16 protein-coding genes are annotated in these 21,818 nt (G+C 60.6%); 7 read left to right on the forward strand and 9 right to left on the reverse strand.

Annotated features, from left to right (window positions below; all coding sequences use genetic code 11):
- A partial coding sequence (locus tag VWZ85_RS18590; protein ID WP_416595515.1) for a GDP-mannose 4,6-dehydratase occupies positions 1–507 on the forward strand: 507 nt, incomplete at its 5' end.
- A 128-nt stretch (positions 508–635) separates the two neighbouring features.
- Here VWZ85_RS18590 and VWZ85_RS18595 read toward each other — a convergent pair.
- Both VWZ85_RS18595 and VWZ85_RS18600 read right to left on the reverse strand, forming a co-directional pair.
- The gene (locus VWZ85_RS18595; protein WP_416537121.1) at positions 636–1,142 is read right to left on the reverse strand and encodes a fascin domain-containing protein; all 507 of its coding nucleotides are present in this window, start codon (positions 1,140–1,142) and stop codon (positions 636–638) included.
- Positions 1,143–1,310: 168 nt separating this feature from the next.
- Positions 1,311–2,195 carry a mechanosensitive ion channel family protein gene (locus VWZ85_RS18600; protein ID WP_416554118.1) on the reverse strand — a complete coding sequence of 295 codons (885 nt, stop codon included), beginning with the start codon at positions 2,193–2,195 and terminating at the stop codon, positions 1,311–1,313.
- A 117-nt stretch (positions 2,196–2,312) separates the two neighbouring features.
- Here VWZ85_RS18600 and VWZ85_RS18605 point away from each other — a divergent pair, with 117 nt between their 5' ends.
- Together VWZ85_RS18605 and VWZ85_RS18610 are read left to right on the forward strand one after the other, a co-directional pair.
- The gene (locus VWZ85_RS18605; protein WP_416554120.1) at positions 2,313–3,152 is read left to right on the forward strand and encodes a formate/nitrite transporter family protein; all 840 of its coding nucleotides are present in this window, start codon (positions 2,313–2,315) and stop codon (positions 3,150–3,152) included.
- A gap of 119 nt (positions 3,153–3,271) precedes the next feature.
- On the forward strand, positions 3,272–3,433 hold the full coding sequence (locus VWZ85_RS18610; protein WP_340544129.1) for a DUF1328 domain-containing protein: 162 nt from the start codon (positions 3,272–3,274) through the stop codon (positions 3,431–3,433).
- A gap of 75 nt (positions 3,434–3,508) precedes the next feature.
- On the opposite strand, the gene VWZ85_RS18615 is transcribed toward VWZ85_RS18610, so the two are convergent.
- Positions 3,509–4,837, reverse strand: coding sequence for an NAD(P)/FAD-dependent oxidoreductase (locus tag VWZ85_RS18615; protein ID WP_340544131.1), 1,329 nt, complete (start codon positions 4,835–4,837; stop codon positions 3,509–3,511).
- 111 nt (positions 4,838–4,948) lie between these two features.
- On the opposite strand from VWZ85_RS18615, the gene VWZ85_RS18620 reads away from it, so the two are divergent.
- Entirely contained in the window at positions 4,949–6,004 is a 1,056-nt protein-coding gene (locus VWZ85_RS18620) for a YihY/virulence factor BrkB family protein (RefSeq protein WP_416587406.1), read from the forward strand.
- A 55-nt stretch (positions 6,005–6,059) separates the two neighbouring features.
- On the opposite strand, the gene VWZ85_RS18625 is transcribed toward VWZ85_RS18620, so the two are convergent.
- Both VWZ85_RS18625 and VWZ85_RS18630 read right to left on the reverse strand, forming a co-directional pair.
- Positions 6,060–7,331 (reverse strand): MFS transporter, encoded by a 1,272-nt coding sequence (locus VWZ85_RS18625; protein ID WP_416595517.1) that lies wholly within the window; start codon positions 7,329–7,331, stop codon positions 6,060–6,062.
- Between the two features lie 120 nt (positions 7,332–7,451).
- Entirely contained in the window at positions 7,452–7,850 is a 399-nt protein-coding gene (locus VWZ85_RS18630) for a helix-turn-helix domain-containing protein (RefSeq protein ID WP_416537127.1), read from the reverse strand.
- Between the two features lie 79 nt (positions 7,851–7,929).
- Between VWZ85_RS18630 and VWZ85_RS18635 the strand changes: the two genes are divergently transcribed.
- Together VWZ85_RS18635 and VWZ85_RS18640 are read left to right on the forward strand one after the other, a co-directional pair.
- Entirely contained in the window at positions 7,930–9,171 is a 1,242-nt protein-coding gene (locus VWZ85_RS18635) for an MFS transporter (protein ID WP_416587409.1), read from the forward strand.
- A gap of 458 nt (positions 9,172–9,629) precedes the next feature.
- A complete protein-coding gene (locus VWZ85_RS18640; protein ID WP_416587411.1) occupies positions 9,630–10,343 on the forward strand; it encodes a trypsin-like serine peptidase in 714 nt (237 codons plus the stop codon).
- 200 nt (positions 10,344–10,543) lie between these two features.
- Here VWZ85_RS18640 and VWZ85_RS18645 read toward each other — a convergent pair whose 3' ends face one another.
- From VWZ85_RS18645 to VWZ85_RS18660, 4 genes are all read right to left on the reverse strand, one after another.
- On the reverse strand, positions 10,544–11,713 hold the full coding sequence (locus tag VWZ85_RS18645) for an HlyD family type I secretion periplasmic adaptor subunit (RefSeq protein ID WP_340544139.1): 1,170 nt from the start codon (positions 11,711–11,713) through the stop codon (positions 10,544–10,546).
- The gene (locus VWZ85_RS18650; RefSeq protein ID WP_416537130.1) at positions 11,710–14,076 is read right to left on the reverse strand and encodes an ATP-binding cassette domain-containing protein; all 2,367 of its coding nucleotides are present in this window, start codon (positions 14,074–14,076) and stop codon (positions 11,710–11,712) included. Before VWZ85_RS18650 ends, VWZ85_RS18645 begins: the two co-directional genes overlap by 4 nt.
- On the reverse strand, positions 14,073–15,377 hold the full coding sequence (locus VWZ85_RS18655; RefSeq protein ID WP_416537131.1) for a TolC family protein: 1,305 nt from the start codon (positions 15,375–15,377) through the stop codon (positions 14,073–14,075). The genes VWZ85_RS18650 and VWZ85_RS18655 overlap by 4 nt, the downstream gene beginning before the upstream one ends.
- 100 nt (positions 15,378–15,477) lie before the next feature.
- Positions 15,478–19,170, reverse strand: a complete 3,693-nt coding sequence (locus VWZ85_RS18660) for an Ig-like domain-containing protein (protein ID WP_416587414.1) — start codon at positions 19,168–19,170, stop codon at positions 15,478–15,480.
- 704 nt (positions 19,171–19,874) lie between these two features.
- On the opposite strand from VWZ85_RS18660, the gene VWZ85_RS18665 reads away from it, so the two are divergent.
- Positions 19,875–21,809 carry a PrkA family serine protein kinase gene (locus VWZ85_RS18665; protein WP_340544146.1) on the forward strand — a complete coding sequence of 645 codons (1,935 nt, stop codon included), beginning with the start codon at positions 19,875–19,877 and terminating at the stop codon, positions 21,807–21,809.
- The last annotated feature ends 9 nt before the right edge of the window (positions 21,810–21,818 follow it).

A 21,818-nucleotide genomic window follows, 5' to 3' on the forward strand; every position in this document is an offset into this window, starting at 1 on the left:
GCCAATATCGCGCAAGGCCTCGAGGAGTGCCTCTATATGGGCAATATCGACAGTTTGCGCGACTGGGGCCATGCCAGGGATTACGTGCGGATGCAGTGGATGATGCTGCAGCAGGAGGCGCCCGAGGATTTCGTCATCGCCACCGGCAAGCAATATTCGGTGCGCCAGTTCATCACCTGGTCGGCGCAGGAGCTGGGGCTGACGCTGGCGTTTTCGGGCGAAGGCGAAGCGGAAATTGCCACCGTGACCGCGATTGAGGGCGATATGGCCCCGGCGCTGAAGGTGGGCGATGTGGTGCTGCGCATCGATCCGCGCTATTTCCGCCCCGCCGAGGTGGAGACGCTGCTGGGCGATCCGGGTAAGGCAAAGCAGAAACTGGGCTGGGAGCCGGAGATCACCACCGAGGAGATGTGCGCCGAAATGGTGCGCGAAGACCTCAAAACCGCCCGCCGCCACGCCCTGCTGAAAGAACACGGCATGGACCTGCCGGTCAGCACCGAGGGCTGAGGATATGGTGGCGCGCGTTCAAGAGGCTGGGAGACCCGGCCGAAGATGTGATCGTCGACAGATGCTCTGGCAATAGAAACAAGTTATCGGCCACCCCACCACGACGGGGAGGTGGCCGGGATACAGCGTCAGCCAGCGTTTGACACAAGCTCGAATGTGGCATTGTCGTTCAGCACCTGGATGCCCTGGGCGACGCCGACGCCGTTGCTGCCGAACGTCGTTGCGCCCTCCGTGTTGAGCGACAGATAATAGCCAGCAAATGTCGAGCATTCGAAGGCGAAATAATTGGCGCCGACGACACGCAGTATCCAGCGCTCGAGCCCGCCGCAACCGAACTGGCAGTTGATCGGTTTGATCTCTCCCGGCGATGGGGTGCCGATGCGCACGTAGCAATTGTTCCATGCCGCTGAGAGCAGGCCGACTGTACCGTCGTCCTGCGGTGTCAGAATAAACTGCTCCCATGAACTTGCGCCGATTTGCGCGTTGACCGTTCCGGCGCCTTCAGGGGCGGGCGCGTCGACACCGCTGCCATCCATGCGAAGATAGGCGTCGTCATAGGCCGCGCATTTGAGAGCATAGGTCAGCTTCTGCGTCGCTGATGCGGTAGCGTTCTCTTCCAGTAAACCGAGATTCATAGCAGGTACTCCTCCGTTTCAGGGAGGTTTGAATAGCATGAAACACAATCAAAGATTGAGTTAAATCGCCATCATCCCAGCGCGATGGTAGAGTGAATTGCGGCCTCGTGGCTAGGAGCGTTTGATGATCGCAAACAGTGATCCAGCGCTCGGCCACAGGGGGGTGGGTCACGCACTGGGTTTCTGCGCCGCGGCAATATCGACCGGGATCGGCGCGTTGACCGTCAGGGTTCGGTAGGGGAAGGGAATCTCGATACCCGCATCGTCCAGGGCGGATTTCACTGCACCGACAACCTGATCCCGGCTGGCGCGGATATCCACCGGTTCGGACCCGGTCCACCAGGTGATTTCGAAGTCGATGGAGGACGCGCCAAAGCTCTTGGCAAAGACCTGAATGTCGCGCACGTCGTTGCGCACCATATCGACGCCTCTGACCGCTTTTGAGATGACATCACGAGCGGCATCGACGTCTTCGCCATAGGCGACGCCGCAGATCAGCGTGGCGCGCCGCAGCTCGCGGTTGGTGCGCACTGTGACGGCGTTGTGGAACAGCTGCGCGTTGGGGACGACAACCAGTTGGCCGTCTGTCTGACGGATCCGGGTGTCGCGCACGGTGATCGCCTCGATCTGGCCCTCGGCACCCTCGCATTCGATGAAGTCGCCGATTTGAAAGGGTTCTCGCAGGAGGAGCAGAATACCAGCCAGGAAGTTTTCAAAGGTATCCTTGAAGGCAAAGCCAATCGCCACTGACCCAAGGCCAAGGGTGGTCAGCGCCTTGCCCGGCGTGATCGTGGGGAAAACGACGGTGACTGCGATCAGGCTGCCGATAAGCCACAGAAGGACGCTGGCAAGGAGCTGTAACACATCGCAGAGATTGCGTCGCAGTTTCAGCCGGCTGCTGAGCCGCCGGATGATCGTTTTTGCAGTCCAGACCAGCGCAGCTGTCAGCACCAGAACGATGATGGCAACGGCCAGACGCGGTAGCGCATCGATGGCGCCTTCCAGCCACCCCGTCAATTGGTCCATCAGTGTGGCGCTGATCTCGGCAGTCATCGACGTATCCCGTTACAGGTCTCTTGGGCTAACGCTCCGGCGTGAAAAAGGTTCCGCGCGGCGGAACCGACTGGGACGCTTGGGCGTTGAACTGGATACGGAAAACAGGAGTTGCAGATGATCGAGGCCAAGACGTCCGGCGAAGACCTCATCCAGGAAGAGTCCGAGAATGAGGCCGTCGAAGAGGCAACAGGCCTGTCTCCAAGGCTGATCTTTGAAACCATTCGTCGCAACGGTGAGGAAGAATTGGAGCGACCCGTGCGGGCGCTGTGGTGGTCTGGCATCGCTGCCGGGCTATTGATCAGCTTCTCGGTGTTGGGCAAGGCCGTTTTCAAGACCCATCTGCCAGATGCCAGCTGGTCCCCGCTTGTTGAGAACCTTGGATATTCACTAGGCTTTCTGATGGTCATCCTTGGCCGAATGCAGCTGTTCACCGAAAACACCATTACCACCGTGGTGCCGGTCATGTTGCGCGGGGACAAGGCCAGCCTGCTGCGCACCGCGCGGCTTTGGTCGGTGGTGCTGGCTGCGAATGTTGTCGGGGCCTTCCTGATTGCGTCGTTCTTTGCCCTGACCCCGGTGCTGGACCCGGCCCTGCGCGCCTCCATGGTGGAAATCAGCGAACACGCCACCGGAATGCCACCGTTTATCGGCATGATCAGCGGTATCCCGTCGGGGATCCTGATTGCCGCAATTGTCTGGATGCTGCCCTCTGCGCAGAATAGCGAAATCCCCCTGATCGTCATCTTCACCTGGCTGATTGCCGCCGGGGACTTCACCCATATCGTCGCGGGTTCGGTTGAGATGGCGTTTCTGATGGTGCAGGGCATGCTGCCTCTGGGGCAGGCTGTCTTTGGTTTTTTCCTGCCGGTCTTGGTGGGCAATATCATCGGCGGGACAGCGGTTTTCACCGTGTTGACCTACGCGCAGATCAAGCCTGAGATTGACGAGAAATAGGCGTCTGTTTCAGACCCGGTCCGCGCCAGTCAGGCGTAGGACCGGCCAAGTCTCGGAACCTTTTCCTGTCAAAAACGTTGTGTTTGCAGAACCATAACGGATAGAGACGAGGATGATCGATGATGAATTGGCCACTGGTTTTTTCTCTGATTGCAGCTGCTTCGGCAGTACTGGCATTTGGTGGTGTCGCGGCAGGGGCGGCATTTGCTGCCAACGTGGTATTCCTGATTTCAATGTTCTTGCTGGGGCTTTCGCTCATTGATCGGACGCTGTGCGACTGACCGGACGACGCCTCCGATAAGAGCAGAAAAAAGACGCGACCCAGAGTGGATCGCGTCTTTTTTGTCTGCGGTATCTTACGGGCCGACCGTCTCTTCTGCAAAACTGGGGTGAATGCCGACGACTGCGTCAAGATCGTCTGCGGTGGCTCCGCTTGCGATCAACGCGGCGAAGGGGGCGATCAGCTCCGGTGCTGCGTGATCGACCAGCGCCACGCCGCTCAGCAGGGGGCCGTTGAACGATCTGTCAAAGAACGAGTTGGCAGCCGTGCCGTCGTCCAGCACATCGCTGGACAGGCCAGACACCTGTTCACCGCCGGTGTTTGTCTGATCCATCCGGCCGACCTGCGCGACCGGCGGGATGGTATAGGCCGACTGCGGCACCAGATTGAGATCTATCTGTGCGGCGCCGTCGCCAAAGTGTTGGGTCGCAAAACAAGCGCCGTCTCGCGTTGCCACAGGGGTAAGCGGCAGACGGTCGGCAGCGTCGCCGACCGCGTAGATGCCGGGAATGGATGTTTGGAAATGCTCATCAATGGCCAGCGCGCCGGATTTCGCATGGACGATGCCCTGCACCCCTGGCCCAAGGGTGTCGGTGTTTGGTACTCTCCCAATGGCGGCTATCACCTGATCCGCATATTGGATGCTGCCATCGTCGAAGCTGACTTTGAACATTGTCCCGTTGAAGTCGATCTGCTTCGGCTTGCGGCCAAAGCCGATGGTGACGCCCTGTTTCTGAAGACCGGCCTGCACGCAGGCGATCGCCGGTGCGTGAAATTGATCAAGCAGTCTGTCGCCATCGGTCATCAGCTGCACCTCGCTGCCAAAAGCCGCGAAGATACTGGCGAACTCACATCCGATATAGCCGCCGCCGATAATCAGCAGCCGCCCCGGTAAATCACTCCACCCAAAGACATCATCACTTGTGGCGGCCAGATCACCGCCCGGAATATCCAACGCGCGCGGGCGCGCCCCGGTCGCAAGCAACAGTTTTCCGGGCTGGAAAACCTCACCACCGGCGTGAATCTGGCCCGCTTCGCCAATCTCGGCAGTGGCGCGCAGCAGGCGCACACCGGCCTGTTGCAATTGATCCTCGAAGTGGTGGTTGAGGTGGTCAATCTTGGCATCGGAGCGACGGCGCAGCGCGGCGAAATCAAAGTCCGGCAGGGCCGTCAGGCCAACCTTGGCCATATCACGGTGGCTCTGGCGATGGGCCGCGGCTTTCCACATCAGCTTCTTCGGGGTGCAGCCGCGGTTGACGCAGGTTCCGCCCAGCTCAGCCTGTTCGATCATCACGACCGAGGCCCCCAGCCGCGCTGCCGCCTTGGCGGCCGCCAGCCCGCCGGAACCGCCTCCTATGACCACCAGATCGTGGGAAGCAGCCGGGTGATGGGTGAAGTGGCTCATGGTTGTCTCCAATTGGATTGCGTCAAAACCTCAACTCGCGGGCAAAGGCTAAGTTCCAAGAAACAAAACGCCATCTTGCTGCGTTGAGTTGGCAACGCGGGAGACAGCCTCATGCCAAAACAGTCAGATCACAGCTCAACCTCCAAGTCGGGGACGACCACCACCACCGACCAGTCGAAAACAGCCCCCAACCTCGACCGCAGCGGTCCACCGAGTGACCCCGGACGGGACCGGAGCGGGCAGACACAGGATGGATCGATTGCGCAACTGGCGTCGTTTGTGAAACTGCTCTGGCGGGCCTGGGGCCGGATGGGACAGGCCAACGGCGGGCTGCTCGCCGCCGGAGTCGCCTTTTACGGCCTCCTGTCGGTTTTTCCAGGTATTACGGCAGCGGTTGCTCTGTTTGGTCTGATTGCGGATCCAACCCTGATCACTGCACAGGCTGCTTGGCTGACCGGGCTGTTGCCACCGTCGGCTGCGGATCTGGTCAATCAGCAATTGGTGCAGGTAGCGGGCGCGCGCCCAGAGTCGCTGGGCTGGGCCGCCGCAGTCTCCGCTGCTCTGGCGCTTTGGTCCGCATCGCGTGGCACCGACAGTATGATCCAGGGGCTGAACGTAATTTTTAGCACCCGGGAAGGGCGCAGTTTCATCGTTCTGAAGGCGATGACTGTCGGCATTACTTTCACGGCCATTATTGGCGGGTGTGTCCTGCTGCTGGTCGTTGCGGCGATACCCGCCGCGGCTGCGCTCCTGGGCGAGTCAGCGTTGTTGTCGATGGTGACCCAACTCCTGCGCTGGCCCCTGATGTTCGCAGTCGGTATCGCTGGAATTTCGGCGCTCTATCGATTTGGACCGGACCGGTCCGGGGATGGCTGGCAGCTGTTCACGCCCGGCGCGATACTGAGTTGTACGCTTTGGGTCGTCGGCAGCATCGGGTTCAGCCTCTATGTGCAAGCTTTCGGCAGCTACAACGAAACCTTTGGTGCCCTCTCGGGGGTGATCGTTCTGCTGACCTGGATGTGGTTGTCTGCTTTTGTGATCCTGTTCGGGGCCGGGCTTGATGCCGAGCGCCGCGCGGTGGTGAAAACCGGCCATTCTGTACCGGGTGACGCGCCGCGTGAAGACAAGCTGACAGCGGATCACGTGCCAGCTCCCCACGCCGCCTAACGGAGCGATGGGATCGGGAGAGGCGACAGGGAGATGACGGGGGCCAGTTGGGGTGTTAGCCTTCGGCATCCTCCTGCACTTCGCTCAACCGTGAGCCAAGTGCCGCGCCCAGCCCGCTAAGCAGGGCGAGGAGCGCCAGAACCGGTGCTGCGCCAACAGCATCGGCCAGCAGCCCAAAGCCCCCACCCAGCAGCAACAGCACGCCAATCATCGTGTTGGAAAGTGCGGTATAGACCGATGTGTGACCATCCGTATCCATATCGGTCAGATGTGTTTTTCGACCGGCGCGCGCGCCTTGATAGGCGATCTGGGCGACAAAGACGAAGCAGGCCACCAAGGCACTGGCAACAACGCCCTCACCCCAGCCGAACGCCGCCGCCGCCGCCAGCGTCACAGCGCTCAGCGCACCCGACACCATCAGGGTTTGGCGGCTTGATCGGTCCGATAGCTTGCCCCAGATGTAGGAGGAGACAATCGCAGCAATGGAGGAGGCCAGCACCAGCAGCCCGAGATTGCCAAAGCCGCTTTCGGCGTCGCGTCCACCAAGCATCACCAGAAACGGCGGCGCCAAGGCGGTTGAGATCAGCAGCGCCCGGGTGCCGATGTAACGCCGCAACTCGCTGTCCTGCCGCAACGGCAGCAACAGCTCCTGCGGGCTGAAGCCTTCTTCAGACTGAGGCTCGGCTTCTGGCTCGTTCAATCGTGCAAAGACGGCAGCGGCACCGAGCCAAAGCAGGCCTGATACGGCAACAACCAGCGAGATGGCCATCGGGCTGCGGGGCAATAGCCCGGTGCTGAGCAAAATCGCAAACAGAAACACACCGCTGGCGGCGACGGTTCCCGCCGTTCCCGAGACGGACCCCCGTTTGCCCTTGTCCACGGTTCGGGCGAGGATGTCCTTGTAGCTGGCGCTACACGCCGACCGCGCCAGGGCCAGCATGGCAAGGCAGCCCAGAATGACCCAGCCTGCCATGACACCTGGTAGCAGCATGGCAGCGGCGGCAATGCCAAGCGCAGCGAGACCTTGAAGCGCCGATCCGGCAGCCCAATAGTATTTGCGATATCGGCTTTGTTCGATCCGCTGGGCAAGGACCAGCTGCGGCAGGAGCGATCCTGATTCCCGCACCGGGACCAGCACCCCAATCAGATAGCCCGGCGCACCGATTGCGTTCATCAGCCAGGCCAGCACCAGTTTGGGATCAATCAAACCGTCGGCCAGCTTCGTCGCAGTGAGGGCGGTGACATGGGTCGCAACCCGGCGGGCGGCTTTGGGATCGGAAGCCTCAGACCCGGCCGTCAGCTTATACGTCAAATTTGCAAAACCCATTTCAGTCTCCGCCTCGCGCTGTTCCGATATCCTCTGCGATATGTGGCAACGGGCGCAGAAGTCTACGATCACATACAATTGCCGCCAGAAAGCGGCGCTGAAGGAGGAGGTGGCCCGGTTTCAGCCGCGGGTCCGTCGCGCGACCTTCAGGAGCCGTTGAAAGGTTGGGCACTCCATATGCGATGGCGCAGGGCAGTTGGCCACATGGCGGATCGCGTCACGAAGCGTCGACAGGTTGCGGATCTGTTGATCCAGCTTGTCCGCCCTTTGGTGCAGCTCATCGCGTGGCAGGTCCGGCCGCCCATCCGAGCCAAACATCCCCGAAATTTCCGCCAGCGAGAAATCGGCTGCCTTGCCAAGCGCGATGACCGATAGCTGCAACAAGGTCTCAGGCCCGAATTGTCGCCGCAATCCCTTGCGCGCGAGCGAGGTGATCAGGCCGAGCTCTTCGTAATACCGCAATGTGGCGGGGGTGACGCCACATCGGGCGGCTACTTCTCCGATGTCGTACAGGCGCATCGCTCTTTCCTCTTGACCTAAAGTCGACTTGAGGTTGCAGGCTGCGCCAGAATGCTCACACCCACAAGAGGAGACTGGCATGTCTGTACCGGCAGCCCCGATTTCTGATGCCGTCTGGAAGGATCCGCGCGCGCTGGCCCTGCTATTCGCCGCAACCCTGACCATTATGGCGAACGCCACCATCAGCCCGGCCCTTCCCGGGCTTGAGGCCGAGTTCGCCGATACGCCGAATGCGGCTTTGCTGACGCGATTCCTGGTCTCTGCACCGTCGCTGTCGGTTCTGATCTGCGCGCCGCTCGCCGGGTGGATGGCGGATAGGTACGGGCGGCGCTGGATGCTGTTGCTGGGTATTGCGTTGTTTGCCGTCAGCGGCGCCGCAGGGGCGGTGCTGCCGAACCTGCCGGCGATCATGATCAGCAGGTTGCTCTTGGGCGTGGCGGTGGCGATGATCATGACTGCCCAGACAGCGCTGATCGGCGATTATTTCACCGGCGACGCGCGGCGTTCTATGATGGGTTTGCAGACATCGGCACGCAACTTCGGGGGGCTGATCTTCATCACCTCAGCTGGGGCGCTGGCGGTGATCTCAGCCCGGCTTCCCTTTGCGATTTACGCGGTTGCGATCCTTCTTTTGCCGCTGGTCTGGCGTTACCTGGCAGAGCCGGATCCGGCCCAGCGGAGCGAAACCGCAACCGGATCAACCGAGGGCGCAGCCCGTTCGGCTTGGCCTGTGCTGCTTGTCGGCTTGGCATCGTTGCAGATGATAACCAGTCTGGTTTTCTTCATGATGCCGACACAGCTGCCATTTTTTCTGGCGACGCAGGCTGGCGATCATTCCGCAAAAACTGGGCTTCTGTTGGGGGTGCTGACACTATCTGGCGGGATGACAGGTTTTCTTTACCTGCGCATCAATCGCTGGCTCGGTGCGGCGGGCGCCTACGCATTGGGATATGCCTTGATGAGCAGCGGGTTTCTAATGCTGACGGGGGGCGGCACCCTGTGGCAAAGCCTGGCGATGGTCGCCATCGGTTCCGGATTGGCCACGGTGATGCCGAATTTCGTTGCGCTGGCCTTGGCGCTGTCACCCGCCTCGCGGCGCGGCGTTGTGGCGGGCGCGTTGATGGCATCGGTGTTTCTGGGACAGATCCTGTCGCCTGCCGTCAGCATACCCGGCATTGCGACCCTGGGGTTTCTGGAGATGTTTCGTGCGGCGGCTGTGCTGCTGATCTGCCTGGCCATTGGCGCTGCTATGTGGGCCCTGATTCCCCGGCTCTATGCGATTCTTCTTGAGCCGATCAGGGGGCTGCGCCGCTCCAGATAGGTCGAATTGGCAGCATCACACCACCGCGCGTTAAGATATTGCAGATAAGTCCTAAGGGAAGGTTAAGGCGGAGTTTTGGTTATTTGAAAGTTAAAACGGCTCTTCCTGTGCTCTGTCGACCGACCCGCCGCGCGGCGCCTGCGGCAATGTGGCAACCCTGCCGCACGGTGGCCGTAATGCCATCGTCAGCTGCCAGCGACCGGCTGCAGCCTGATTTGCCACCGTGAGAATTTATTAAGCGATCACAAAGGTTTGCTAAAAAGTTAATAAAACACCCGAGAAATTGTGTGCGCTCTGCGGTTTTTTTGCGATGATGGGGCATCAAAACCCTGGGGGGGGTCCTGATTTGTGTAGAGAGACTTATTTTGCGCATGGTTTCGGCCATGTCGGGCAGTTTTGCGTCTCATTCCAGCCGCACGCTTGAACCAAGGTGTGAGCGTGGGAATTTGGAGTGGGCGATGAAACGCATTTTTGCTGCTTTTGCGGCATGCCTCCTGTTTGGCATGCCTGATAGCTCTGCTGCGGAAGAACCGCAGTCGAGCATCACCTCCGTTATTGGATGGGAAGCCGTGGGTCGGCTGAACATTTCAGGACGGAATATGTGTACCGGGGCCTTGGTGGCACCCGATCTGGTCGTGACGGCGGCGCATTGCGTCTACAACCCCGACACCGGCCGCCAGGTTGATCCGACCAGCATCCGGTTCGAAGCGGGGCTGAACGGGCGACATGCCAAGGCGGCGCGGTCTGTCACCAAGGCGGTTGTCCACCCGAGCTACGAGTATCAGCCACTCGGCGATTCACAATTGGGCAGCGATATTGCGATCCTGCGTCTGGATCGGCCAATCAGCCGCAACATGATCCAGCCCTTTGAACTGGCCAATCGTCCGGCGCGCGGGGCGTCGGTTGAAGTGCTGTCTTATTCGATGGCGCAGCAGAACCGTCCAAATCTGGAACAGAACTGCCACGTTCTGGCGCGACAGGCGCAGGTCGTGGTGATGACGTGCCGGGTTGAATTCGGTGCGTCAGGCGCGCCTGTCTTTGACGTCGTTCCGGGCCGGATGCCGCGACTGGTCTCGGTTATCTCGGCCAAAGCGGCGATGGGCAATCGTCGGGTCTCAATCGGAACTTCGTTTGATCAGACCGTTCTGGCGATGATGCGGTCCGCCAGCTGATGGTACGATACGGGGACAAACCGGCATTCAGACCGGTCGAGCAGACCCCGTTCATCCATCTTGCGAAGGATCTTTAGGCAGCACCGATCCGAGGAAACCAGCTGACGGCCGCGGATGCACACCGGTTTTCTCCAAGCGATCAACCTCTTAGACAGCCCCCCTGCATCCAATTGGATCGCGGGGTTTCTGGATGTGTTGCCTTAGGGTTCGCGCAGGGCCTCGCGGGATTTATACAGCGGTTTCAGCATGTAGTTCAGGATCGTTTTGCTGCCGGTCTGCAATTCAGCGGTGGCGCGCATCCCGGGGCGGATCTCGATGGCCTGCTGGCGTTCGGTAAATTCGGAACGATCAACCTTGACCGTCACCCGGTAGTACGGCTCTGCACGGGGATTGCGCTCGTCTTCGAAGGTATCGGGCGAGACAAAATCCACCTTGCCGCGCAGCGATCCGTAGATGGTGTAATCATAAGCTGAAAGCTTGATAGTGGCATCCTGGCCGGGTTGGACGCTGGCGATGTTTTCGGGCTTCACCCGTGCCTCTACAAACATTTCCTCGCCGAGCGGGATGATCTCGACGATTTCCTCACCGGGGCGGATCACGCCGCCGATGGTGGTGACCGCAAGGCTGTTGACGATCCCGGCCATGGGCGAGGTGATCACGGTTCGGTCAAGCTGATCCTGCGCCAGCCGCAGCTCCTGCCGGTATGAGGTCAGCTCGCGAAGGGTTTTGGAGTAATCCTCCGCCAGCTCCAGCTCTGACTGGGTGCCAATTTCATTGTATTTGGCCTGGGCGTCGCTCACGGCCTTTTGCGCGCGGTTGACCTCAATCAACGCCACGATCTCTTTCTTGTAGAGACGCTGCATATTGGCCAGTTCGTCCTTCAGCTGGTCGAGGATCTCGCGGGCGCTGGCGCGGCGACTGGTGAAATCGGTCTGCCGGGCATTCAGCAGCGCACGCTCCGAGGTGTAGATGCCTGGGGAGCGTTCGGCCAGATCGTCGGGAACATTGAAATCAAACGCACCCTCCAGTTCGGCCTCAAGCCTGTATTGTTTGATTTCCAACGCGTCGATCCGGTCCTGCAGATCATCAGCGGCGGCGCGGAACTTGGTGTCCTGCAGACGGGCGAGGATCTGCCCGGCCTTCACCGTGTCGCCCTGATGCACATGGAGTTCGGCAAGAATGCCGCCTTCAAGGTTCTGCACGATCTGAGAGCGCGAGGAGGACACAACCTCGCCGTCGGCACGAACGATTTCGTCGACCCAAGCAAAGCTGGCCCAGATCAGAAACACCACCAGAGCGCCCGCCGCCAGATAGATGATGCGGCTCGCCCCGCGCGAGGTTTCGCGAAGATCGTAGCCGGTCGAGGTCATTTGCCCTCACCTGCGGCAAGATGTGCCAGAACCTGATCACGCGGTCCGTCGACCACCATGCGCCCGGATTGCAGGATCAGCGTCCGGTTGGTCAGCGACAGGATCGGCATCCGATGTGTCGCAATCACTGTCGTGCGACCCTCCAGCCAGGTTTCCAGACGGCTGACCAATGTGCGTTCCAGCGTTTGGTCCAGTGCGGCAGTGGGTTCATCCAGAAGCACAATTGACGGGTTCTGCAACCACAGGCGCGCCCAGCCGATCGACTGGCGCTGCCCGATGGACAGCCCGCCGCCACCGTCGAAGATTTCCAGATCGAGGCCCTTGTGGTGATTGCGCACATGGGCGCCGAGGCCTGCAAAATCCAGCGCCGTCATCAGCCGGTCGTCGTCGCGTTCCAGCTGGTTGAGGTTCAGGTTCTCGCGCAGCGTCCCGGCAAACAGCCGCACATCCTGGCTGAGATAGCCGATATGGCGGCGCAGGTCGCGCGGGTCGATCTGGGTCATGTCGGTGCCGTCAATCATCACCCGTCCACGGTCCGGCGCATAAAGTCCCGACATCAGTTTCAACAGCGTCGATTTCCCGGAGCCGTTGACGCCAAGAACCGCAACCCGCTGGCCGGGGGTAACGGCAACGCCCGGCACGTCCAGCGTCGGGGCGCCGTCTTCGTCATAGCGAAACATCACTTCGCGCAGTTCGAACCGGCCTTGCAGGCTGTCGCGGCGCAGATAAGAGCGTTCGTCTTCTTTTTCCTGAGCGGAGTTGGCGATGGCGTCCAGTCCTTCCAGCGCACCTTTGACGTTGCTCCAGCGGGCCAGCGTGGCGGCAAACTGGGTCAGAGGTGCCAGCGTGCGGCTGGTCAGAATACCGGTTGCGATGATGGTACCGACGGTGAACTCACCGGCGAAAACCATCAGAGTGCCCACCACGACAGAGCCGATATAGGTGGCCTGCTGGACCCCCTGCGACCAATGGGTAAGCGCGCTGGCAAGGCGGCGCTGCTCGGTCGCGGCATGAGTGGAGAGCGTGTTCAGCTCATCCCAGAGCCGCAGAACCCGGTCTTCGCCGCGCTGGCTCTTCAGCGTGTCCAGCTCGTTCACGACCTCATGCAGCAGGCGTCCGGCTTTGGCATTTGCGCCCTGTGTCTGACGTGTCAGCGCGATCATGCGCTTCTGCATGAAATAGGCGGGCAGCAGCATCAGGATGCCACCTGCAATGATAATCCAGACGATCGGGCCCGCAATCGATGCCACCAGCAGCAGGAACACGGCGATGAACGGAATGTCGGCCAGTGTTGAAATCGTGGTGGAGGTAAAGAACTCGCGCACCGATCCGAAATCGCGCATCGCGGCAAACAGACCTGACGGGGGCAGTGGTTTCTTGTCAGAGCGCATCCCGATTAACCGCCGCATCAGGTTGTTCTGCACCGACAGCTCGATCTGGCGTCCGGCGGCATCTGTCAGCCGGGCACGGGCCAGCTTCAGCAGTGCTTCCAGCATGATCGCAAGGAAGGCGCCGATTGCCAGCACCCAGAGCGTCGCATGGGACTGGTGAGGAACCACGCGGTCATAGACCTGCAGCGAGAACAGCGCGACTGAGACGGCCAGAATATTGGCAACCAGCGAGCCGAGCATGATCTCGCCGACCTGACGGCGGTATTTGGGGAACTCACCCCAGAACCAGTGATCACTTTCCAGCTGCGGTGTATGGCGGGCGGCGATCTGTTTCAGGGAATTGCGTGCGCCCAGCGTTGTGCCGGTGAAATAGGGGCCGAACTCGGCCACCGGCACATCCGCGCGATTATCTGTGCAAGTGGTGTCATAGACGCTCAGCATATCCCGGCTTTGCGACAGGACCAGAACGCATTGACCATTGTTCATCATGGCCAGCGCGGGCCAGCTTTCGGGGATGAGCGGCACCTGATGATTGATCTGCGCCTGCATCCCCGTGGTCTGAAGCGCACGGGCAAGCGAGTCGACGGAGACATCGCCCGGATCATTGCGCCACATATGTTCGGCAAGGTCGCTGAGTGCGACATTCGTGCCTTTAAGGGCTGCAAAGGTCGCGATGAGCGCGGCGCGATGCTGAATACGCGCTGTTGCGTCCTCGATCAGCGCGCTGACCTCGCCCACGTTGCCATCCTCCAGCAGGCCGGTCAGATCGACATCGGGCATCGGTGGGGTCGCGGGACCGGGGGCCGGCGCAGGGGCGGCCGCGGCCGGCGCCAGATGTGGCGTCGACTGGGTATCAATGGCGCGCAGCACCGGTTTGCCACCACTGGCACGTCCTGCCGTCCCGGTGTCGCGCGGGGCAGGGGGGACGGTCCGCAGCACGGTGTCATCTGTCGGGCGGTTGGAATTGCTCAAATCCGGTCCCCATCGGCCAATAGTCCCATATCGCTTGCCAGCGCCAGCTGGATCAGAACGACTTCGTATTTTGCGTCGATATGGGCGTGTTCGCGGCGTACCACCTCTTCGTAGATGGATACCACATCCATGACCGAGCGTTGCCCGGCCTTAAACTGTGCCTGAAACAGGCGATAAGTCTCGCGGCTGGTCTGCGCCAGGGATGCCGCTTCGGCCTCTTGCCTACGATAAGAGGCGAGGCGTTGCATCTGGCGACTGAAATCGCGGCGTGCATCTTCCTCGGCCTCGGATACCTGCCGTTTGGCAATTTCCTTGGAGGCTTCGATCGCTTTCAGCGCCGCAGGCGTGCCAAGGCCAAAGGGCTGCGCCAGATCAAGGGTCAGTCCGGCGCCCGAACCATCGCTGGTGACATTGCCCGCGGCTGAGACCTGCGGCAGCAGCCCTGCGCGCTCCATCTTGGCCTGTTCGACACTGCGGGTGGCCTCGGCTTCGGCTTTGAGAACGGTGAGATAGGCACCGGCCTCCGGCGGGGTCGCCAGTTGCAGGTGGCTTGGCGTCCCGTCAAAGCTCTGACCGGTCATCGCCCTAAGTTCGGCTGTTGAGGTGGCGGTGGCGTCCTTGGCCGTGGCCACGGCTGAGCGGATGCCGTTGATCTTGCTCTGCACTACGTTGAGGTCGGACCGGTCCGACACGCCGCCATCAACGCGCCCCTTCACGATACGTTCAAATTCATACATCCGCGACAGGGCGCGGGTGCCGATCGCGGCTTTCTCAGCACCGCGCAGGCCCGCGACATAGAGGCCCAAGGCCGTCTCTACACGGCTGTTCATGTCAATCGAGAGGTTGACCGCTGCGACTTCGACATCGGCGGCGGCAAAGGCGCGTTCGGCCTTGCGGCGTCCATTGTCGAACAACACCTGTTCAATCAGGATACCCGCCACCAGATCCCCGAGATCGGTGAGGCTGACAGAGGGGCCAAGCGTCGGCAGCCAGTTCTTGGATTTGGCCTCCGCACGCAGTTTGGCGCTGGTCAGCTCGGCCTCGGCAGCGCGGGCAGAGGCGGAAATCGCGGATTGCGCAACAACGTCATAGACACTGCCGTCTTCAAGCAGGGACTGACGCTGCATCAGGGTTGAGATCACCACCGAGGGGTTTTTGGCATCCGGCTGGGCAAAGCTGCTGGCGCGCCGATTGACATCGGTTTCGGCGCCCTCGCCGGTTTTGGCAAAGGGCAGGGACTGCATGCAGGCCGACAGGCAGCACAACAGTGCCACCGCGCCAATGGGTCGTCCCAATTGCATTCTGCCCCCTCGCATCGCCTGTGCCCTTACCCTTGTTGCCGGGTAGTTTTGCCGGGGGCCGTTGGTTTGCGCCAAACGGCCCCCGGGTGATCGCTGTGGATCAGAAGACCACCTGAACGTCCTGATCGACGATCAGCGTCGTGCCATCGTTGCCAATGGTGTAGACATTGTAGAGTTCACCATCGACCACACGGGTGCCCGCGCTCGCGGCGTTGCCGCCGGTGAGGGTGATCTGGTCGTTGTCATTGTCGCTGCCGTGGATCGTCAGGGTGTCGGAATTGTTCGACAGTGCCTTGATGTCAGCTTCATTGAGTGTGAGGTGCACATCGTTGGCAAATTGCAGGTCCAGATGGTCGATGTTGAACTGGCCCAGCCCGGCGTGATTGATGGTGCCGCTGTTGGTTGCGTTGTCATCAAAGATCACCAAGGTGCTGGAGGTATTGCCAACATCATCGCTGCGCGACAGGACCAGATGTGTGCCATCCGGGATCGGCGTGCCGAAGGCAAACTCGGTGCCATCCTGCGGGTCGACCGTCTTGGTCGCCGCGGGAGAGCCAACAGTGCCTGCCGGGTTCAGCGTATTGACAGCGTAATTGTCGGTCGCGTCCTTGGTTTCCAGCTCAAGAATGCCCTGGCCAGTGATTTTCAGCGCGTAGATGGACGCCGGATCAACCAATGTGTCGATGTCGAACTGCTCGGTGATGCTGCGTTCGTTACCGGCAGCGTCGGTCGCGGTAATGGAGGCTGTCAGGGTGCGGTCACCGTCCGGCAATGTTGCGTCGTCGAGCGTCGCCGTCCAGTTGCCGAGGGCGTCGACCGTGGCAGTCTGCTCTTTGCCTTCAACGTTGATCACCACCGTCGATCCTGCTTCGACAGTTCCGCTGAAGGTGACACCCGCCTGCTGCTCTGCCTTGTTCACGATGTCGTCCGAGGTCTGGTTCGGTTGCACCGTCAACGGCGTCACCAGCGTATCGAGCGCAACGCTATCGGAAACGCTCGCAGTATTGCCCGCGTCATCGATGATGGAGGCGGTGATCGGCAGGTTGCGGGTGCCGGTCGGGATCTGGGCCGCCGGGAAGGTGGTCGCCCAGTCGCCGTTTGCATCGGCGACGACCTGACGGCTTGCGGTGCCAAGGCCTACCGTCACGGTCAGGCCCGGCGTCGCGGTGCCGCTGATTTCGACACCGTCGGCGCGTTCGACAGCGTTGATCACATCGTCGATCTCGATCGGGTCGGGAGATAGCGTCACAGTGCCCGCAACGGTGTCTACCCGCAGGGCAGAGGAGGCCGAAGCGGTGTTACCCGCCGCGTCCGTTGCCGACACTGTGACCGAGGTATTGTATTCGCCAGCAGCCAGCGCGCCGGGCTCGAACAGCGCACTCCAGTTGCCATTTGAAGCCACGGTTGCGCTGCGGGTCACGCCTGCAACGGTCACCGAAACCACGGAGCCGGGCTCGGCGTTGCCTGTGAGCGTGACACCGGCCTGCGCCTCTGCTGCGTTGACGATATTGTCGCCGCCTGCCTGGTTGGCATCAATGCTGACAGCGGTCGAGGTATCGACACGCAAGGTGCCGGAGGTGCTCTCGCTATTGCCGGCCGCATCGGTCGCGGTGACGCTGATCGGGGCGTCATACTCGCCGGGGGTGATTTCGTTGGTTGCGTAGGGCGCGCTCCAGCGGCCCTGTGCGTCGGCGGTGACGGTCCGGGTGATGCCCTGGAAGGTCACCGCGACAGAGGCGCCAGGCTCGGCGCTGCCGGTCAGGGTCAGACCACCTGCGGCTTCGGCACCGTTCAGCACATCGTCGCCACCGGCCTGCCCGCTATCAAGCCCAACGCTGGTGGTGGTATCCACACGGATCTGGCTGCTGGTCGAGGCGGTATTGCCGTAGGCATCGGTCGCTGTTGCGGTCACCGTTGTGTCATAGGTGCCATCGGCGATATCCGACCCGGCGAAGCTGGCCGTCCATTGCCCCTGGGCGTTGGCTGTCACAGTGCGGGTAGCTGTCCCCAGCTGGACCACAACGCTGGCGCCCGCTTCGGCGGTGCCGGTCAGGTCCAGACCGTTGTTGGCCTCTGCCGCATTGATCATATTGTCGCCCGCCAGCGGATTGCTGAGGGTGATATCGGTTTCGGTATCCACACGGACGGTGCCGGTGGTGGAGGCAGTGTTGCCCAGTGCATCAGTTGCTGTCACCGAAACATTGGCGTCATATTCACCGGTCGGGATCTCGCTGCTGGTGAAATCGGCGCTCCAGTTGCCCTGCGCATCCGCAGTGACCGTGCGTGTCGTTCCCTCGAGCGTCACCGCGACACTGGCGCCTGGCTCGGCCTTGCCGGTCAGGGTTACGCCGCTGGCGACTTCCGGCGCGGAAATCACATTGTCGCCGGCCTGAACCGCGTCGAGCGACGCCATGGTTTCAGTATCGACCGGGATCTTGGTGGAGGTGGAGCTGGTATTGCCGCTGGTGTCTGTTGCCACGGCAGAGACGCTTGCGTCATAGGTGCCGGTTGCGATTTCAGAGCTGAGATAGCTGGCCGACCAGTTACCCTGCGCATCTGCGGTTACGGTACGGCTGACCCCCTGGAAGGTCACCACAACACTCGACCCCGCCTCGGCTGTACCGGTGAGGGTAATGCCCGCTGCCTGTTCCGCGCCGCTGATCATGTGATCAGTGCCCACTTGGGTGTTGATCGTGACCCGGGTTTCGGTGTCGACGTCGACCGTGTGAGTCGTGGTGCTTGTGTTGCCAAAGGAATCTGCGCTGGTGACTTCGATGGTGGAGCTGTAGATGCCCGTCGCCACTTCGTTCACGCTGTAGTTCACCGACCATGTTCCATCATCGGCCACGGTGGTTGTGCGGGTCACACCCTGGAACACAACACTGACGCTGGCCCCTGCTTCGCCGGTGCCGTTGATCACAACACCGTCGGCCACTTCGATATAGTTGATGTGATCGTCGCCTTCGACAGTGTTGACGTCGATTGGCGGCGGGGTGGTGTCGATGATGACCGAGGGACCATCCAGATTGAATTCGGTCCCGGCCGGATCTTTTACATAGACTGTGGTCTCGTAGGAGCCATCCGGCGGCAGGTTGGTCACCGGGAAGTTGGCAACCCAGGTGCCATCATCCTTGACCGTGACGGTTTCGGTAATTGTGCCGAGCGTGACTTCCACGGTGGAGCCGGGGGCGCCGGTGCCGCTGACGATCACATCTTCGGTGGTCGAGCCTGCAACCGGATAGGTCGCATCGGGATTGTCGACGGTTGGCGTGACGGCCCCGCCGCCTCCGCCACCACCACCGCCGCCTGCGCCAACAATGGCCGCCGCGCCAACGACGCCAGCTGCGGCGCCTGCGGTGCCGAGGCCGCCGATCAGCGGGGCCACAAGGGGAGCGACAACCGGTTCGATGCGGTCCACGTCAAGGAACACCATGTCATCGTAGGCGCTCCACTTGCCGCTCATGTCGAGAGGTTCGTAGCTGGCATAGAGCATGCCATCGGTGCGGTCCTCCAGAACCACTTCGATGAAGTTGCCTTCCTCGCTGAGGAACAGGTTCTTGCCACCTGTCGCATCGGTGTTGAAAAAATCATCCAGCACCACCACCTGACCGTCGATCAGCGTAATATGCAGGTCCTGGCCGCGCCGCGCGTAGCTTTCGACATCGGAGGGTCCGAGGTTCAGCGAAATGTCTTTCGCGGTTGCTGTCGCAATTGTCGCCTGGGGGGTGTCAGCAGATGTACCATGCTGCTTGGTGCCCGCCATGTCGCGGACGATGTATCCAACCGTACTCATTTTTATATACCGCTCGTCAAAAGACCAAAGCGCCGAAACTGTGACGCCCAGGTAGCCTGCATTGTTTTGCCCATCAGCCGTCTCCGCGGCCATATTGCCGCCATATTGCTGCCTTCCCAGCGGCCTTGTCTAGGTTTTGATGAGCGGATTTTTACCGAAAAGATCAGGGTGTGGCTAATTTGTATTCAATTTGCATCGAAGTTTATCCGTCGGTTTTTGTTAATGATCCCCTCTGGTTGACGTTAGGGAGGTGGCTGCGGTGGGTTTGCGGTGCATTTGCGATGGGCGCTGCGTTTATTTGCCTTCTGTTTATGGTGGTTCCATGTGTCCGCAGGCTGAAGAGCCGTCAGAAAGGGGGCCGGTTTCGGCTGTTCGGGTCACGTCTATATCGCCAATGTGTGAACAAGCGTTCTATTAAAACGCACTGGCAATTAACCAAAAAGACACCAGTTTCAGATAGGCTGAAGGACATAATTGGTGTAGAGTTGATCCTAAGTACACGACGCCGAAACCCAGGCCACAGCTGGAATGTCACCGCTCAGAGTGACCCGCTGGTCTTGTATCGCCGGATCCGGCGCCGAGCAGAATTCAGACGAATATTTTCACGCGGACATTACTTGGCCCTCGCGCTGGGCGCCCTCTGTCCGTGTGCGATCTTGGACCCCAGGAGGACCGGCGCGCAGTAACTAGGAGGCTAGAGCCAGATGAAAGACATTGCCGAAATTTTTGCCGAACAATACGGCGAAACGCGCGAGCAGGAGATGTCGTTACAGGACTATCTGAATGCTTGTCGCGATGATCCCAGCATGTATGCCAATGTCGCCGAACGTATGCTCAAGGCGATTGGCGAAGAGGAGCTGGTTGATACGTCAAAAGATGCGCGACTGGGTCCGATCTTTCAGAACCGCACCATCAAGCGATACGCTGCCTTCAAAGATTTCTACGGCATGGAGGACACGATCGAGCGGATCGTGGGTTATTTCCGCCACGCCGCGCAGGGGCTGGAGGAGCGCAAGCAGATCCTCTACCTGCTGGGTCCGGTCGGCGGTGGTAAATCCTCGCTCGCGGAACGTCTCAAACGTCTGGTAGAGGAGCAGCCGATCTACGTGCTGAAGGCTGGCGATCAGCTGTCGCCGATCTTCGAGAGCCCGCTTGGCCTTTTCGATCCGGTGCGGATGGGCAAATTGCTGAGCGATGAATATGGCATCGCCCAACACCGGCTGCCGGGGCTGATGTCGCCCTGGGCGGTCCAGCGGCTGGATGAGTTCGGCGGCGATATCAACAAATTCTCGGTGGTGCGGCTCTATCCGTCGCGGCTGCGCCGGATCTGCGTTGCGAAGGTTGAGCCGGGCGATGAGAACAATCAGGACATCTCCACGCTGGTCGGGAAGGTCGATATTCGCCAGCTGGAACATTACAGCCAGGACAATCCCGACGCCTATAGTTTCTCAGGTGGCCTGAATCGTGCGACCCAGGGCGTTCTTGAGTTCGTCGAGATGTTCAAGGCGCCGATCAAGATGCTGCATCCGTTGCTGACGGCGACGCAGGAAGGCAATTACATGGGGACCGAGAGCTTCGGCGCGATCCCCTTCACCGGGCTGATCCTTGCACATTCCAACGAGAGTGAATGGCAGCAGTTCAAGAACAACAAGAACAACGAGGCCTTCATCGACCGTGTGTCGATCGTGAAGGTGCCTTACTGCCTGCGGGTTTCCGAAGAGGCTAAGATCTACGACAAGCTGATCGAACACAGCGAGCTGGCTGCGGCCCCATGCGCGCCTGAAACGCTGAAGATCCTCAGCCGGTTTTCGGTGCTGACCAGGCTGAAACCGCATGAAAACTCAAATCTCTATTCCAAGCTGCGCGTCTACGATGGCGAAAGCCTGAAGGACACCGACCCGAAGGCCAAGACCGTGCAGGAGTATCAGGATCGCGCCGGTGTCGACGAGGGGATGAACGGGATTTCGACCCGTTTTGCCTTCAAGGTGCTGTCGACCACCTTCAACTTTGACACCGATGAGGTGGCGGCGGATCCGGTGCACCTGATGTATGTGCTGGAGCAGATGATCAAACGCGAACAATTCCCGGCGGAGACAGAGGCGAAATACCTTGCCTTCATCAAAACGGAACTGGCCCCGCGCTATGAGGAGTTCATCGGCAATGAAATCCAGAAAGCCTATCTGGAGAGCTATACCGAATACGGGCAGAACGTGTTCGATCGCTATATCTCTTATGCCGATGCCTGGATCGAGGAGCAGGATTACAAGGACCCGGACACCGGCCAGCTCTATGACCGCGAGGTTCTGGACGCCGAGCTGAGCAAGATCGAAAAACCGGTGGGCATCGCCAACCCCAAAGACTTCCGCAATGAGGTGGTCAAATTCGCCCTGCGTCATCGCGCCAATACCGGCTCGAACCCGGCATGGAACTCCTACGAGAAGCTGCGGGATGTGATCGAGAAACACATGTTCAGCCAGGTCGAGGAACTGCTTCCGGTTATCTCCTTCGGATCGAAGAAGGACAGCAAGACCGAAGGCAAACATCAGGAGTTCGTCGAACGGATGCGCAGCCACGGCTATACCGACCGGCAGGTTCGCAGGTTGGTGGAATGGTACATGCGCGTAAATAAGGCGGGCTAACAGCAAAGG

This window comes from Phaeobacter sp. JH20_29 (genome assembly GCF_048056175.1).
Lineage (GTDB): Bacteria > Pseudomonadota > Alphaproteobacteria > Rhodobacterales > Rhodobacteraceae > Phaeobacter > Phaeobacter bryozoorum.